The organism is Actinophytocola sp. KF-1, from assembly GCF_054661535.1.
The window spans coordinates 137,664-152,672 of record NZ_BAAFVK010000011.1 but is presented as its reverse complement, the minus strand read 5'-3'; the positions used below and the strand labels follow the sequence as shown (position 1 = coordinate 152,672).

14 protein-coding genes are annotated in these 15,009 nt (G+C 72.3%); 6 read left to right on the top strand and 8 right to left on the bottom strand.

Annotated features, from left to right (window positions below; genetic code table 11):
* Positions 1-24 precede the first annotated feature (24 nt).
* The gene (locus ACYQ77_RS30675; RefSeq protein WP_459717270.1) at positions 25-399 is read left to right on the top strand and encodes an OB-fold nucleic acid binding domain-containing protein; all 375 of its coding nucleotides are present in this window, start codon (positions 25-27) and stop codon (positions 397-399) included.
* Complete coding sequence (locus ACYQ77_RS30670) at positions 396-1,130, top strand: DUF3159 domain-containing protein (protein WP_459717268.1); 735 nt, start codon at positions 396-398, stop codon at positions 1,128-1,130. The genes ACYQ77_RS30675 and ACYQ77_RS30670 overlap by 4 nt, the downstream gene beginning before the upstream one ends.
* A gap of 319 nt (positions 1,131-1,449) precedes the next feature.
* Here the strand turns inward: ACYQ77_RS30670 and ACYQ77_RS30665 are convergent, their stop codons facing one another.
* From ACYQ77_RS30665 to ACYQ77_RS30655, 3 genes are all read right to left on the bottom strand, one after another.
* A complete protein-coding gene (locus ACYQ77_RS30665; protein ID WP_459717266.1) occupies positions 1,450-1,719 on the bottom strand; it encodes a J domain-containing protein in 270 nt (89 codons plus the stop codon).
* A gap of 148 nt (positions 1,720-1,867) precedes the next feature.
* Positions 1,868-2,302 carry an Hsp20/alpha crystallin family protein gene (locus ACYQ77_RS30660; RefSeq protein ID WP_459717264.1) on the bottom strand — a complete coding sequence of 145 codons (435 nt, stop codon included), beginning with the start codon at positions 2,300-2,302 and terminating at the stop codon, positions 1,868-1,870.
* Between the two features lie 89 nt (positions 2,303-2,391).
* Entirely contained in the window at positions 2,392-3,018 is a 627-nt protein-coding gene (locus ACYQ77_RS30655) for a MerR family transcriptional regulator (protein ID WP_459717263.1), read from the bottom strand.
* Between the two features lie 70 nt (positions 3,019-3,088).
* On the opposite strand from ACYQ77_RS30655, the gene ACYQ77_RS30650 reads away from it, so the two are divergent.
* Positions 3,089-3,988, top strand: coding sequence for an SDR family NAD(P)-dependent oxidoreductase (locus ACYQ77_RS30650; protein ID WP_459717261.1), 900 nt, complete (start codon positions 3,089-3,091; stop codon positions 3,986-3,988).
* A 30-nt stretch (positions 3,989-4,018) separates the two neighbouring features.
* Here the strand turns inward: ACYQ77_RS30650 and ACYQ77_RS30645 are convergent, their stop codons facing one another.
* Together ACYQ77_RS30645 and ACYQ77_RS30640 are read right to left on the bottom strand one after the other, a co-directional pair.
* Positions 4,019-4,675, bottom strand: a complete 657-nt coding sequence (locus ACYQ77_RS30645) for a potassium channel family protein (protein WP_459717259.1) — start codon at positions 4,673-4,675, stop codon at positions 4,019-4,021.
* Complete coding sequence (locus ACYQ77_RS30640) at positions 4,675-5,340, bottom strand: potassium channel family protein (RefSeq protein ID WP_459717257.1); 666 nt, start codon at positions 5,338-5,340, stop codon at positions 4,675-4,677. Before ACYQ77_RS30640 ends, ACYQ77_RS30645 begins: the two co-directional genes overlap by 1 nt.
* Positions 5,341-5,435: 95 nt before the next feature.
* Here ACYQ77_RS30640 and ACYQ77_RS30635 point away from each other — a divergent pair, with 95 nt between their 5' ends.
* Positions 5,436-7,454 carry an APC family permease gene (locus ACYQ77_RS30635; RefSeq protein ID WP_459717255.1) on the top strand — a complete coding sequence of 673 codons (2,019 nt, stop codon included), beginning with the start codon at positions 5,436-5,438 and terminating at the stop codon, positions 7,452-7,454.
* Positions 7,451-8,596: a class I SAM-dependent RNA methyltransferase gene (locus tag ACYQ77_RS30630; RefSeq protein ID WP_459717254.1), complete on the top strand. Its 1,146-nt coding sequence runs from the start codon at positions 7,451-7,453 to the stop codon at positions 8,594-8,596. The genes ACYQ77_RS30635 and ACYQ77_RS30630 overlap by 4 nt, the downstream gene beginning before the upstream one ends.
* On the opposite strand, the gene ACYQ77_RS30625 is transcribed toward ACYQ77_RS30630, so the two are convergent.
* A complete protein-coding gene (locus ACYQ77_RS30625; RefSeq protein ID WP_459717252.1) occupies positions 8,593-10,644 on the bottom strand; it encodes a hypothetical protein in 2,052 nt (683 codons plus the stop codon). The genes ACYQ77_RS30630 and ACYQ77_RS30625 overlap by 4 nt on opposite strands.
* 50 nt (positions 10,645-10,694) lie before the next feature.
* A complete protein-coding gene (locus ACYQ77_RS30620; protein ID WP_459717250.1) occupies positions 10,695-11,987 on the bottom strand; it encodes a hypothetical protein in 1,293 nt (430 codons plus the stop codon).
* Between the two features lie 98 nt (positions 11,988-12,085).
* Between ACYQ77_RS30620 and dxs the strand changes: the two genes are divergently transcribed.
* Positions 12,086-14,011 (top strand): 1-deoxy-D-xylulose-5-phosphate synthase, encoded by a 1,926-nt coding sequence (dxs, locus tag ACYQ77_RS30615; RefSeq protein ID WP_459717249.1) that lies wholly within the window; start codon positions 12,086-12,088, stop codon positions 14,009-14,011.
* A gap of 80 nt (positions 14,012-14,091) precedes the next feature.
* Here the strand turns inward: dxs and ACYQ77_RS30610 are convergent, their stop codons facing one another.
* Positions 14,092-14,931: a helix-turn-helix domain-containing protein gene (locus ACYQ77_RS30610; protein ID WP_459717247.1), complete on the bottom strand. Its 840-nt coding sequence runs from the start codon at positions 14,929-14,931 to the stop codon at positions 14,092-14,094.
* Positions 14,932-15,009 lie beyond the last annotated feature (78 nt).

Genomic DNA, 15,009 nt, shown 5'->3' with positions numbered 1-15,009 from the left:
CCCTGCAACCACGGGAGCGTCAACATGGGCACCGAGAAGGGCCCCTTCCGCCGCTTGGTCAAACGGCTGACGAGCGACGTCGAGGAGCTCGATGCCGACGACCTCTCGGAAAAAGCCGAGGCGGTCGGGGCGCGCAAGGCCCGCGACTGCCGGTCCGGTGAGCAGGTCACCGTCTGCGGCCGCGTTCGCAGCGTCGAGCTGAGCCCGCGCGACGCGGTCGCCACGCTCGAGGCGGAGCTGTTCGACGGGACCGAGGGCGTGACACTAGTCTGGCTCGGTCGCCGCCGGATCCCGGGCATCGAGCCGGGCCGCACGATCAAGGCACAGGGCCGCATCGCCATGCGGGACGGCCAGAAGGTGCTCTACAACCCCTACTACGAGTTGCAGACGGCTACATGACTGAACCCGCCAAGACCCCGGCCCCCGACCCCGCGGACCCCGCCGAGGAGAAGGAGCAGACGCTCCTCGAGCAGATGGGCGGGATCAGCGGCCTGATCTACTCGTCGGTCCCCGTCCTCGTCTTCGTGCTGCTGAACTCCCTGTTCGGGCTGACGGTGGCGATCTGGGGCTCGCTGGGCAGCGCCGCGGCCATCACCGTGCTCCGCGTCGTGCGCAAGGAACCGCTGCAGCCCGCCATCTCGGGGTTCTTCGGTGTCGGCATCGCCGCGTTCATCGCGTACCGGACGGGGTCGGCCAAGGGCTTCTTCCTGTTCGGCATCTGGGCGAGCCTGGTGTACGGCAGCGTGTTCCTCGCGTCGATCCTCGTGCGGTACCCGCTGGTCGGCGTCATCTGGTCGTTCCTGAACGGCCACGGCATGGCGTGGCGGTCGGACCGCAAGGCCATGTTCGCCTACAACATGGCGACGCTGACGTGGGTGCTCGTGTTCGCGGCCCGGTTCATCGTGCAGCGCTGGCTGTACGACGAGGACCAGACCGGCTGGCTCGCGTTCGCCCGCCTCGCCATGGGCTACCCGCTGACCGCGATCGCGCTCGTGGTGACCGTGTGGGCCGTGACCCGCGCCGGCCACCGCGTGAAGAAGATCGAGGCGGACGCCGAGGAGGAGGACCGCGCGATCGAGGAACGGTTGCGCGCCAAGTACTCGGGCAAGCCGGAGCCGGAAGGCGCCTAGCGGCGCGTCCGCAACGGCCGAGGTGAGGGTGGCCAGGTCGATCATCGCTTGGCAGGACAAGGCGGTTTTGCCGTAGCGGGTAGCGATGGCTCGGAACTGTTGAGGCGTTGGACGCAGCGTTCGACCACGTTGCGGCGCCGGTAGGCGACGCAGTCGAAGACGGGTGGCCTACCGCCCTTCGCGCCGCGGCGGACGCGGTTGCGCTGCTGATCGCGACGTTCGGGAACGGCCGCTCGGATGTGACGGCTGCGCAGGTCGGCGCGGATGGCCTGGGGACCAGCCCTTGTCCGCGAGTACCCGGTCCGGGCGAGGACGCTCCCTAGCGGCGCGGTGGTCCGTGGTAGCGGACCGGGCCGGCGCGCAGGTCGGGCTCCTGTGTGCGCCTGGGTGGCGCGGGCTTGGGTGCCGGCGCCGGTGGCTGGTCGCGCAGTGCGGTGTAGGCGGCGACCACCTCCCGGAAGCGTTCCGGTGCGGTGCCGTCGTCGGCGGCGTCGGGGTGGTAGCGGCGGACCAGCCGGTGGTAGGCGGCGGTGATCTCCTCCTGGGTGGCGTCCTCCCGCACGCCCAGCACCCGGTGCGGCTCACTCATGGTGGCTCCGTTCGGCACGGGGCACGACAGCCGCCGGGTGCGCTGCCGTGCCCGTGCGGGAGGGCGGTGCTCGGACGGCCCGCGTCGCCGGGTGACCTGACGCGTTGGCAGGAGGGTGGACCGGTGGCCGTCGTCGCACCGCCCGGTCTCAGGCGCTGATCTCCTTGCGGTTCTGGGTGCCGCTGGTGATCTCGATCCGGCGGGGCTTGGCCTGCTCACGGACCGGGATGCGCAGCGTCAGCACGCCCGCCTCGTAGTCGGCCCTGATCTTCTCGGTGTCGAGTGCGTCGCCGAGGAAGAGCTGGCGGGAGAAGACCCCCAGGGGCCGCTCGCTGACGTGGGTCTCGACGTCGTCGCCGGTGACCGCGGGCCTGCGTTCCGCCTTCACGGTCAGCACGTCGCGCTGGACGTCGAGGTCGATCGTCTCCGGAGCGACGCCCGGGAGGTCGAACGCGACGACGAACTCGTCACCGGTGCGGTAGGCGTCCATCGGCATCGGCGCGGGGCGCGACCAGGTGCCGTGGTCGAAGAAACGCCTGGTCAGGCGGTCGAACTCGCGGAAGGGATCGGTGCGCATCAACATCGCTGCTACCTCCTCGTGTCATCTCATGGGGACGTCAACGCGCACCTCCGTTCTAACATGTCGTCCATCTGATGACAAGAGGGTTGTCGTCACTGCGATGACATTTTGGTGGACGCGACCGACTCCTGCGCCAGCCCGCGCAGCGCGTTGAGCAGCGCGCCGCCGAGGACGGTCATCATCACCACGTGCTCGGCCATGTGGTCGACGTCCGGGCTGCCGAGCGTGTCGATCTCGGCGTCGGCGAGGCGTTCGGCGGCGTCGGCGTAGTCGTCGAGCAGGCCGAGGACGTCCGGCCGGCCGAGGCGGGTGAAGTAGTCCAGGACCCCGGCGACCGCGGTCCGCGCCGGGTTGGCGGGCCGCACGTGCCAGCCGCGGCGTGCGATCAGCTCGTTCGTGCGGGCCAGGGACGTCTCGGTGGGGTCCTCGGTGTGCGGGTGCCGCGCGGCCTGCACCGCGAAGTGGACCTTGCCGATCGACTCGAGCCTGCCGCGGCCCGGTTCGTGCATCAGCGTGAGGACGTCGCGGGCGGCGGCGATCGACAGGCCGCCGATCTCGGTCAGTGCGCGGACCAGCCGGACGCGGTGGACGTGCGACTCGTCGTACCGCGCCTGGTTCGGGCTGGTCCGCTCGCCGTGCGGGACCAGGCCCTCGCGCAGGTAGTACTTGATCGTCGGCACCGGGACGCCCGTGCGCCTGCTCAGCTCACCGATCCGCATGAGACTCCTCTCAGTTGGATAGTGCCAGTATCCAAAAGCGGGAATCGGCACTATCCACTCTGGAGTGATTATGAGCGAAGGACCCAGCAGGCGTGCGGTGTTGGGCGGGGCGGCCGCCGCCGGTCTCGCGGCGCTCGCCGCCCCGGCGGTCGCCGGCGCCGAGGGCCGGGGGCGGTTCGCGGGCAAGGTCGTGGTGATCACGGGCGCCACCTCGGGCATCGGCAAGGAGGCGGCGGTCGCGTTCGCGGCGGAGGGCGCCCGCGTCGGCTTCTGCGGCCGGCGCGCGGAGCTGGGCAGGCAGGTCGAGCGGGAGATACGCCGCGCCGGCGGCGAGGCGACGTACGTCCCGGCCGACGTCCGGGTGCCCGCGCAGGTCAAGGCGTTCGTCGACGGGGTGGCGCGCAAGTACGGCGGCCTCGACGTCGCGTTCAACAACGCGGGCATCCACCTCGGCAAGCCGCTGCACGAGATCACGGTCGAGGAGTGGGACGACGTGCACCTCACCAACGCGCGCGGCGTGTTCCTGGCGATCAAGTACGAGGTGCCGCACATGCGGGCCGGTGGGGTCATCGTGTGCACGGCGTCGTCGCAGGCGGGCCACACCCGTCCGGGGCACGCCGCGTACACGGCGAGCAAGCGGGCGGTGCAGGGCGTCGTCCGCGCCGCGGCGCTGGACTACGGCGCGAAGGGCATCCGCGTGCTGGCCGTCGACCCGGGCACCACCGACACGCGCCTGGTCCGCCCCGACGGCGTCCCGGACGATCTGTGGGCGCGGTTCAAGCAGGCGTGGGGGCCGCTGAACGTGTACGGCCTGCCGAGGATGGCGGAGGCGAAGGAGATCGCGTCGGCCGTGGTCGCACTGGCCACGCCCGCGTTCGGCTACCTGACCGGCACGGAGGTCCTGGTGGACGGCGCCATGAGCACCGGCCGCCCGATGACCATGCCGCCAGGCTTCCCGCCGCCCGCGTGACCGTGATGAAGGAGCCCTCCATCACACGCGTCAGTAGCCGAGGGCCTTGCGGATCTCGTCCTCCACGTTCGCCGACGCCACGAACAGCAGCTCGTCGCCCGGCTCCAGGGGGTCGTCGGGCTGCGGGACGATCACGCGGCCGCCGCGCAGGATGACCACCAGGGCGGCGTCCCGGGGCAGGTGGATCGCGCGGACCGGCTTGCCCGCCAGCGGGGTGTCCTCCGGCAGGGTCAGCTCGACCAGGTTGGCCTGGCCCTGCCGCAGCGTCAGCAGCTGCACGAGGTCGCCGACGGACACGGCCTCCTCGACCATCGCCGCCAGCATCCGCGGCGTGGACACCGCGACGTCGACGCCCCACGCCTCGTTGAACAGCCACTCGTTCGCCGGGTCGTTCACCCGCGCGACCACGCGGCGCACGGCGAACACCGTCTTCGCGAGCAGCGACACGACCAGGTTGACCTTGTCGTCGCCGGTCGCGGCGATCACCACGTCGCACAGCTGCAGGCCTGCGTCCTCCAGCGACGACAGCTCGCACGCGTCGGCGAGCACCCACTCGGCCTGCTCGACGGTGTGCGGCTCGTACTGGCTCTCCAGCCGCTCGATCAGCATCACCTGGTGGTCGCCAGCCACCAGCTCGGCGGCGATGGACCGGCCGACCGCCCCGGCCCCGGCGATAGCGACCCGCATTACGAGGCCTCCTCAGGCGGCTGTGCCGCGGCGTTGGTCACGTCGCTGACCGTGCCGGACAGCGCGGCGACGTACACCTGGTCGTCGTGCTGCACGACGGCCTTCGGCGCGGGCAGCACCCCGGTGCCGAACCGCATGATGAACGCGACGCGCGCGCCCGTGGCCGCCTCCAGCTCGGCGACCGTGTGGCCGACCCAGCCCTCGTGGAACGGCAGCTGCACGATCGCGACCTTGCCGGTCGGGTCGCGCCACGCCGACGCGACGCCGTCCGGCAGGAGCGTCCGCATGAGGCGGTCGGTCGTCCACGGCACGGTCGCGACGGTCGGGATGCCGAGCCGCTCGTACACCTCGGCGCGCTTGGCGTCGTAGATGCGGGCGACCACGTGCTCGACGCCGAACGTCTCCCGCGCGACCCGCGCGGAGATGATGTTCGAGTTGTCCCCGCTGGACACGGCGGCGAACGCGCCCGCCCGTTCGATCCCGGCCTCGACCAGGACCTTCCGGTCGAAACCACCGCCGACGACCTGCTGGCCGTGGAAGTCGATGCCGAGCCTGCGGAACGCCTGGGCGTCCTTGTCGATGACCGCCACGGTGTGGCCCAGCCGTTCGACCGCGGCGGCGAGCGACGAGCCGACGCGCCCGCAGCCCATGATCACCACGTGCACGAGCCGGCCTCCTCGGGTAGTTCCTCGGACGTGTCATGCAGAACCTACCGGTGGCTGCTCCGTCCCGGTGACCTGACCGCTTACGCTGTCGTCCTGTGCCCAAGCTCGCGTCCGTGCTGAAGCGCTTGGTGGTGGGACGTCCGTTCCGCACCGACCGCCTCGCGCACACCCTCCTGCCGAAACGCATCGCGCTGCCGGTGTTCGCGTCCGACGCGATGTCCAGCGTGGCGTACGCGCCGGAGGAAATCCTCCTCACGCTGTCGGTCGCCGGTGTCTCGGCGTACATGTACAGCCCGTGGATCGCCCTGGTCGTCGTCGCGCTGATGCTCGCGGTGGTCGCCTCCTACCGCCAGAACGTGCACGCCTACCCGTCCGGCGGCGGTGACTACGAGGTCGCGACGGTCAACCACGGACCGAGATGGGGCCTGGTCGTGGCGAGCGCGCTGCTCGTCGACTACGTGCTGACGGTGTCGGTGTCGATCTCCTCCGCGGCCGCGAACATCGGCTCCGTCGTGCCGTTCGTCGCCACGCACAAGGTGGAGTTCGCGGTCGGCGCGATCGTCATCCTGACCGCGATCAACCTGCGTGGCATCCGCGAGTCGGGCACGGTGTTCGCCATCCCGACCTACGCGTTCGTGCTCGGCATCCTCACCATGGTCATCTGGGGCGCCACCAGGGTGTTCCTGCTCGGCGACGACATCCCGGCGGAGAGCGCGAACTTCGAACTGCTCGAGGAGGGCGACCACCTCACCGGGTTCGCGCTGGTGTTCCTGGTCCTGCGCGCGTTCTCGTCCGGCAGCGCCGCGCTGACCGGTGTCGAGGCGATCAGCAACGGCGTGCCCGCGTTCCGCAAGCCCAAGTCGAAGAACGCGGCGACCACGCTGCTGCTGATGGGCGGCCTCGCGATCGTCATGTTCCTCGGCCTGATCATGCTCGCCTCCGTGACGCGGGCGAAGATCGCCGAGGACCCCGCGCAACAGCTGGTGAACGCACCCGCGGACTACGAGCAGAAGACGCTCGTCGCGCAGCTCGCGAACGCCGTTTTCGGCGGTTTCGACCCGGCTGTCTGGTACGTCATCTTCTTCACCGGCCTGATCCTGGTGCTGGCCGCGAACACCGCGTTCAACGGTTTCCCGGTCCTCGGGTCCATCCTCGCGCAGGACCGCTACCTGCCACGCCAGCTGCACACGCGCGGTGACCGGCTCGCGTTCTCCAACGGCATCGTCGGACTGGCCGCGTTCGCGATCGTGCTGGTCGTGGCGTTCGACGCCGAGGTGACCAGGCTCATCCAGCTGTACATCGTGGGGGTGTTCGTGTCGTTCGTGCTGAGCCAGAGCGGCATGATCCGGCACTGGAACCGCCTGTTGCGCACCGAGGAGGACGAGGTCGAGCGCAAGCGGATGCGCAAACGGCAGGCCATCAACGGGTTCGGCCTCTTCATGACCGCGACCGTGCTGGTGATCGTGCTGATCACCAAGTTCCTGCTCGGCGCGTGGATCGCGATCGCCGCGATGGCCGCCATCTACGTGCTGATGACCGCCATCCGCCGGCACTACGACCGGGTGGCGGAGGAACTGCGCGAGGCGGAGGCGACCGGCGACGCGATGACGCTGCCGTCCCGCAACCACGCGATCGTGCTGGTGTCCAAGCTGCACCTGCCGACCCGCAGGGCGCTGGCGTACGCGCGCGCGACCCGCCCGGACGTGCTGGAGGCGGTCACCGTCAACGTCGACGAGGCCGACACCCGCGAGCTGGTGGCGCAGTGGGAGCAGGAGGACTTCTCGGTGCCGCTGAAGGTGGTCGAGTCGCCGTACCGCGAGATCACGAAGCCGGTGCTGGAGTACGTGAAGCGGGTGCGCACCGCCAACCCGCGCGACGTCGTCACCGTGTACATCCCGGAGTACGTCGTCGGCCGCTGGTGGGAGCAGATCCTGCACAACCAGAGCGCGCTGCGGCTGAAGGGCAGGCTGCTGTTCCAGCCGGGGGTGATGGTGACGAGCGTGCCGTGGCAGCTGGCGTCGTCGGAGCGGCGCAAGGAACGGCTCCGCGCACGTCAGGAGGTGTCGCCGCTCGCGATGCGGCGTGGCCTGTCGGAGAAGAAGGACCGCCAGTGACGACGTGGCTGGGCCGCCGGTTCGAGGTCGAGGTGGGCGCGGTCGCCCACGGCGGGCACTGCGTGGCCCGGCACGAGGGCCGCGTGGTGTTCGTCCGCCACGCGCTGCCCGGCGAACGGGTCGTCGTGTCGGTGACGGAGGACCGCGGAGGTTCCTTCTGCCGCGCCGACGCGGTGGCGGTCCTGTCGGCGTCCCCCGACCGGGTCGAGCCGTCCTGCCCGGTGGCCGTCCCGGGCGGTTGCGGTGGCTGCGACTGGCAGCACGCGACGTGGGACGCCCAGCGCGCGATGAAGGCGGCGGTGGTCGCCGAGCAGCTGTCCCGCCTGGCCGGGGTGGAGGTGCCGGTCGAGGTGGAGGAGCTGCCAGGCGGCCCGCTGCGCTGGCGCACCCGGGTCCGCATGACGGTGGATCCGTCCGGTCGGCCGGGCTTCCTGGCGCACCGCAGCCACCGCGTCATCCCGGTCGAGGACTGCCCGATCTCGGCGTACGGCACGGTCGACGAGGTGGCCGCCCGGACGTGGCCCCCTGGCTCGACGCTCACGGTGGCGGTGGACGCGACCGGCGAGACCCACGTCGGCGAGGACGAGGTCGCCGTCGAGCGGGCGGTCCGGCGTGAGTGGCGGGTGTCGGGCTTCTGGCAGGCCCACCCGGACGCGGCGGACCTGTACGCCGAGGTGGTCGGCGCGTGGGCGGGCCTGGCGGCGGGCGAGACGGCGTGGGACCTGTACGCGGGGGCCGGGTTGTTCGCGGCCGTGCTCGCGGAGCAGGTCGGCCCGCAGGGGTCGGTGATGGCGGTGGAGTCGTACCGCCCGGCGGCCGTCGAGGCGGCGGCGAACCTGGCGGACCTGCCGCAGGTGCGGGTGTTCGCGGGACGGGTGGAGGCGGTGCTGCGGGCGGGCGAGGGGCCGGACCCGTCGGTGGTGGTGCTCGACCCGCCGCGCAAGGGCGCGGGCCGAGCGGTCGTGGACGCGATCGCGGCCCGCGGCGCGTCGCGGGTGGTGTACGTGGCGTGCGACCCGGCCGCACTGGCCCGCGACGTGGCGACGTTCGCCGGGCACGGGTTCCACATGGCGCGCCTGCGGGCGTTCGACGCGTTCCCGATGACGCACCACGTGGAGTGCGTGGCCTTGCTGGAGCGCTAGCGGGGCTGGTCGTCCTGCGGGCCGAAGGGGGTGGCCGGGACGGCGAAGCCGGCGGGCTTGTCCCCGGCCGGGCCGAACCAGGAGGACTCGCCGGCAGGCGGCTCGTTCGCAGGCGGTTGCGCGCGGTACGGGGGGACGCCCCGCCCTGGTGCTTGCGGCGTGGGGGCGCCGTGGGTGACCGAGGGCTCCCTGCCCGGTTCCCTGAGCGCCGGACGGTCGCCGCCGTACGGTTCGGTTTGGCGGTGGCCGGGCGCGCTGTGCCGGTCGGCCGGGGGAGCGGGGTGGTCGCCGAAGGGGTTGGGTTCGCGTTGGCCGGGTGCGTTGTGCTGGTCGGCCTGGGCGCTGTACGGGGTGGCGGGCGGTGGGGTTTGGCGGTGGCCGGATGCGTTGTGCTGGTCGGCCTGGGGTCCGCCGTTTGGGGTGGCGGGTGGTGTGGGTTCGCCGTGGCGTTGGGCGAACTGTGCCCCGGGGCGGGTGCCGTAGGCGGGGATGCCTTGCGGTGGCGAGGGTTCGCCCGAGGGGGTTGCCGGGATGCCCGGGGGTGGCGTCGGTTGGTTGAACGGCGTCCCGTGCTGGTCGGCTGGGGGGCCGCCATGCGGGGTGGCCGGGATGCCTTCTGCCGGCGAGGGTTCACCGAACTGGTTGCCGGGCTGCCTCTGCGGCGGCTGGTCGCGGTAGGGCGCGGGGCCGTCCGCGAGCTGGCCGAACTGGCTGCCGGGTGGCGGTGTGGGTTGCCCGCCGAAGGCGTTGTCGTGCGCCGGGGAAGGCTCCGCCGGGTAGCCAGGCTGGCCGCCATGCGGGTGGGTGCCCTGTGCTGGCTGGCTGCCGAACGGGGTTGCCGGTGGGGTGGGCTGCCCGCCGTGCGGAGTGGCGGGGATGCCTTGTGCTGGTTCGCCGGTCTGGTGGGGTGTGTTGCCTGGTGTCGGCTGGCCGTAGGGAGTTGCCGGGATGCCTGGGGGCGGGGTGGGTTGTCCGGTGTGCGGGTTGGTGCCCTGTGCTGGTTCGCCGGTCTGGTGGGGTGTGTTGCCTGGTGTCGGCTGGCCGTAGGGAGTTGCCGGGATGCCTGGGGGCGGGGTGGGTTGTCCGGCGTGCGGGTTGGTGCCCTGTGCGGGATCGCCGGTCTGGTGAAGCGCGTTGCCCGGTGTCGGCTGGCCGAACGGAGTCGCCGGGATGCCCGGGGGCGGCGTGGGTTGTCCCGCTTGCGGGTTGGCGGGGATGCCTTGTGCTGGTGAGGGCTCGCCGGTCTGGTGGGGTGTGTTGCTCGGCGTTGGCTGGCCGCTGAACGGGTTTGCCGGGATGCCTGGGGGTGGGGTGGGTTCCCCGGTTGGCTGGGGTGCGTTGCCTGGTGTCGGCTGGCCGTAGGGAGTTGCCGGGATGCCTGGGGGCGGGGTGGGTTGTCCGGCGTGCGGGTTGGTGCCCTGTGCCGGTTCGCCGGTGTGCTGCGGCGCGTTGCCCGGTGTCGGCTGGCCGCCGAACGGAGTCGCTGGGATGCCCGGGGGCGGGGTGGGGGTGGTGCCCTGTGCTGGTTCCCCGGTTGGCTGGGCCGCGTTGCCGGGCGTCGGCTGGCCCTGGGGCGGGGTCGGTTCCCCAGGCCGGGCACCCTGCAGCGGTGGCAGACCGGCGCGCTGGCGGAGCCACTCCGGGATGTGCTCGTCCGCGCGCGGGAAGAACTTCAGCTCGTCCGCGAAGCCGATCGGCGGGGGTACGCGCCGCCAGCGGGGCTCGGCGTCCGGCTCGAACTCGGCGCTGAAGGAGCTCGGCGGCTCGAGGACGTACAGCCCGGACAGCCACGTCCCGCGGCCCGGCCGGTACATGCCCTGGCGCAGCCGCCCGAGCCCCTCGACGACCTCCTGTGGCGGGCGGACCGGCTTCTCGACCCCGTCCGGGCCGGTGACGAAGACGTCGACCTCGATGTGGCGGCCCGCTGACCGGTACTCGGCTCTGACGCGCTGCCAGCCGTCGCCCGCGACGGTCAGCAGGGACCGGCCCACCTTCCTGGTCAGCTGGTCCTGTTCCGCCTGCGCCATCACCGGCTGCGGCTCGGTCACTGCTCGATCCCCACCCTCTTGTGCCGAACGTGAGCTCCGACCTTACCGAATCACAATGTCGGGTTCGGACCGAACGACAGTCCCAACCGGAACGGGTGCACGCCCCACGCCGCCACGGCGAACCTCGTCAGCAACCCCGACGCGCGCACCGTCTGGTCCGTCGCCGGGCTGGCCAGCACCTGGGTGTTGCCCTCGACCGGCTGCTGGTCCCGCCACACCGGCGCGCCCTCCGGCACGGGGGACGCCTCGACCACCGAGTGCCACTCGCGGCCGTCGGTCCTGAGCATCATCAGCAGCACCGGGGTCATCGGCACCTGCCAGCCACCGGTCTCGACCGCGACGAACTCGCCCCGCCGCACCGACGCCAGGACCACCTCGCCGAGCCACGTGTACAGCTCCGACAGCGCCTTGTCGTCGACCGCCGCGAACGCCTCCTCCTCCGTCGCCGGGGTGAGCTGCGTGCTGGTGCCGCCCAGGTGACCGGTCTCGTCGCGGTAGCGGTCCATCAGGAACAGCGTGCCGCGCGACGGGCTGAACATCGCCGCCTCCCGGAACCGCCGCGAGTCGATCTCCGAGCGGGACTCCACGCCCGCGCCGAGGCGGGCGCGGACCGCCTCGGGGTCGGTCATCCGCCAGTACGTGACGCCGTCCTCCCGCCACAGCGGCAGGTAACCCGCGAGGGGGAGCCCCACGAGCACCGTGTGCAGCACGTCACCCTCCTCGACCGGCGGCGGGGGCGCCGGCTCGGGGGGCGCGACGGGCTCGAACGGGGGCAGCGCCGCGAACTGCGGGTCCACCTGCGCGGTGGCGAGCATGCGGTGCGCCCACGCCCGTGCCCTGGTCAGCGGGTGGTCCGGGAACTGCTGGTCCCAGGCCGCCTCGTCGGCGACGTTGTACGGCAGCTGCCCCCGCACGTCCGGTGCGTACGGGTGCGGCGGGAAGCACTGGTCGAAGCCGACCTGCGCGGCGACCGTCGACTCGCGCACCCCCGTCATCGGGCCCTCCGCGCACTGGATGCGCAGCACGGCGCTGCAGTTCGCCCTCGGCACGGTGAACGCGGCGATGAACGCCAGCCCGGTGTCCTGCCCGGGGATCGGCAGCTTGATGAGCTGGAAGAGCGCGGGCACCCCGCCGAGCCGCACGACGTGCGCCTCGATGATCGAACCGGTCTCCGCGGTCTCCTCGGCCAGCTTTCTCCGCAGCAGGGGGAGGTCGTCGAACGGCGCGGGGATGTCGGGCACCATGCCGATGTAGGTGAGACTGACTTGGTCACCGGTTCGCGGGTCGAACCAGGTCCGCTCGTCGTGTCGCTCCATGCCGGCGGTGTCGAATGCGACTGGCACCCGCCTGAGTGTAGGGCCGGGCGCCGTCACGGGGCGCGCTCGTAGACTGGCGGGGACCGCCCGACGTCCCGCGATCTGAGAAACCGAGGTGACCAGCGGTGACCGACGAGGATTCCCTGCTCGGCACGGTGCACGGCCCGGCGGACCTGAAAAGGCTGACGGGAGACCAGTTGCCGAGGCTCGCGGCCGAGATCCGCGAGTTCCTCGTCGACAAGGTGACCACCACGGGCGGTCACCTCGGCCCCAACCTGGGCGTGGTGGAGCTGACCATGGCGATCCACCGCGTGTTCGACTCGCCGGACGACCCGGTGATCTGGGACGTCGGTCACCAGGCCTACGTGCACAAGATCCTCACCGGCCGCCAGGAGGGCTTCGACCGGCTGCGGATGGTCGAGGGCCTGTCCGGCTACCCGAGCCGCGCCGAGAGCGAGCACGACTTCGTGGAGAGCAGCCACGCCTCCTCCGCCCTCTCCTACGCCGACGGCCTCGCCAAGGCGTTCGAGCTGCGTGGCGAGAAGCGCTGCGTGGTGGCGGTCGTCGGTGACGGCGCCCTGACCGGCGGCATGTGCTGGGAGGCGCTCAACAACATCGCGGCGGGCAAGAACCGGCCGATGGTCGTGATCGTCAACGACAACGGCCGCTCCTACTCGCCGACCATCGGCGGTCTCGCCGACCACCTCGCGTCGCTGCGGCTCTCGCCCGGCTACGAGCGGTCCCTCGAAGCGGGCAAGCGGATGCTGCAGGGCACGCCGGTCGTCGGCAAGCCGCTGTACGCGGCGCTGCACGCAGCCAAGCGCGGCATCAAGGACGCGATCAGCCCGCAGATCATGTTCGAGGACCTCGGCCTGAAGTACTTCGGCCCGGTCGACGGCCACGACTTCGCCGCCCTCGACGCCGCGCTGCGCCGCGCGAAGGAGTTCGGCGGCCCGGTGATCGTCCACGTCGCGACCTGCAAGGGCCGCGGCTACCCCCTCGCCGAGAACGACGAGGTGGACCAGATGCACCAGACCGACCCGATCGACCCGGTCACCGGCAAGCTCACCACCGCGAAGGGCGCCGCGTCGTGGACGTCGGTGTTCGCCGACGAGCTGGCCCGCATCGGCGAGTCCCGGCCCGACGTCGTGGCGATCACCGCGGCGATGCTGCGGTCGACCGGCCTCGCGAAGTTCGCCGAGGCCTACCCGGACCGCTGGTTCGACGTCGGCATCGCGGAACAGCACGCGGTCACGTCCGCGGCCGGCATGGCGATGGCCGGGCTGCACCCCGTGGTCGCGATCTACTCGACGTTCCTCAACCGCGCGTTCGACCAGCTGCTGATGGACGTGGCGCTGCACAAGCTGCCGGTCACGCTGATCCTCGACCGGGCGGGTGTCACCGGTCCCGACGGCGCGAGCCACCACGGCATGTGGGACCTGTCGATCCTCGGCGTCGTGCCGGGCATCCGGGTCGCCGCGCCCCGCGACGCGGTGACGCTGCGCGAGGAGCTGAACGAGGCGGTCGCCGTGAAGGACGGCCCGACCGCGCTGCGCTTCCCGAAGGCGTCGGTGGGCGGCGAGGTCGCCGCGCTGGAGCGGCGCGGGGTCGTCGACGTGCTGCGCCGCCCCGGCGCGCACGAGTCGAAGGACGTGCTGCTGGTGACCGTCGGCGCGCTGGCCGAGCTGGGCATGGCCGCCGCGGACCGGCTGTCCGACCAGGGCATCGGCGTGACGGTCGTCGACCCGCGCTGGGTGACCCCGGTGCCGTCGGACCTCGTGCCGCTGGCCGCCGGGCACCGGCTGGTGGTCACGGTCGAGGACAGCGGCAGGCACGGCGGTTTCGGCTGGTCCCTGGCGGCGGCCCTCCGCGACGCGGACGTGGACGTGCCGCTGCGCGACCTCGGGTTGCCGCAGGAGTTCCACGCACAGGGCACGCGCAGCGAGGTCCTCGTGCGGCTCGGCATGACCGCGCAGCAGGTGGCGCGCCGCGTCACCGAGTGGATCGCCACGCGCACGGACGTCGCCCCCGCCCCGGCCGAACTGCCCTGAACGGCGCGTTCAGGACACGCGAGCCGCGCCGCCGGGCCCGGTGATGCGTCGCTGCCCGGGCACCGGGACACGGCACGCCCTCAGGGCACGGCCGGGGAGCCGGTCCAGCTCGCGAGCAGGTTCATCGCCTCGCGGGAGGGTGTGCCCGCCTCGGTCGTGTAGACGAACAGGGTCTGGTCGCGGTCGCCGGGCATGGTGAGCGTCTCGTACTGGACGCTCAGCTCGCCGACGACCGGGTGGCGCAGCCGTTTGGTGCCGAACGTGCGCTGGTAGACCCCGTGTTCCTCCCACCACCGGCGGAACTCCGGGCTGCGGCCGGACAGCTCGGCGACCAGCTCCTGCGCGCCCGGGTCGGTGCCGACGTCGAGGCGGAGGTTCTCCACGCACGCCCGCGCCTGCTCGTCCCAGTCCACGAACAGCGCGCGGGCCGCGTCGTCGAGGAACAGCCACCTGGCGTAGTTGCGGTCGCCGGGCCGCATGGCGTCGAAGTCGGCGAACAGGGCGCGCGCCAGGCGGTTGGTCGCCAGCACGTCGGTCCGCCGTCCGAGGATCATCGCCGGGTGGCCGTCCAGTGCGTCGAGGAACTGGTACAGGCCCGGCCGCACCCGCTGGACGGCCCGTGAGCGGCGGGGCGCGCTCGTCGTGCCCACCAGCTCACCCAGGTGCCGCCGCCCGGCCTCGTCCAGCTCGACCGCCCGCGCGAGCGCGTCGAGCACGCCATCGGACGGCGTGATCCTGCGGCCCTGCTCCAGGCGGGCGTAGTAGTCGGTCGACACGCCGGCCAGCAGCGCCACCTCTTCGCGGCGCAGCCCCGGCACGCGCCGGATCCGCCCGTCGTGCGGCAGGCCGGCCCGGGCCGGGTCGACCTTGCTCCGCGCCCGCCGCAGGAAGTCGGCCAGCTCCCGGTTGACCCTCGTCATCCCACCATCGTGCCAACGCGGGCCCGGCCGTGCCTGGACCTGTCAGTCCTAGGTCGCACAGGGCCGATGATGGGCCGT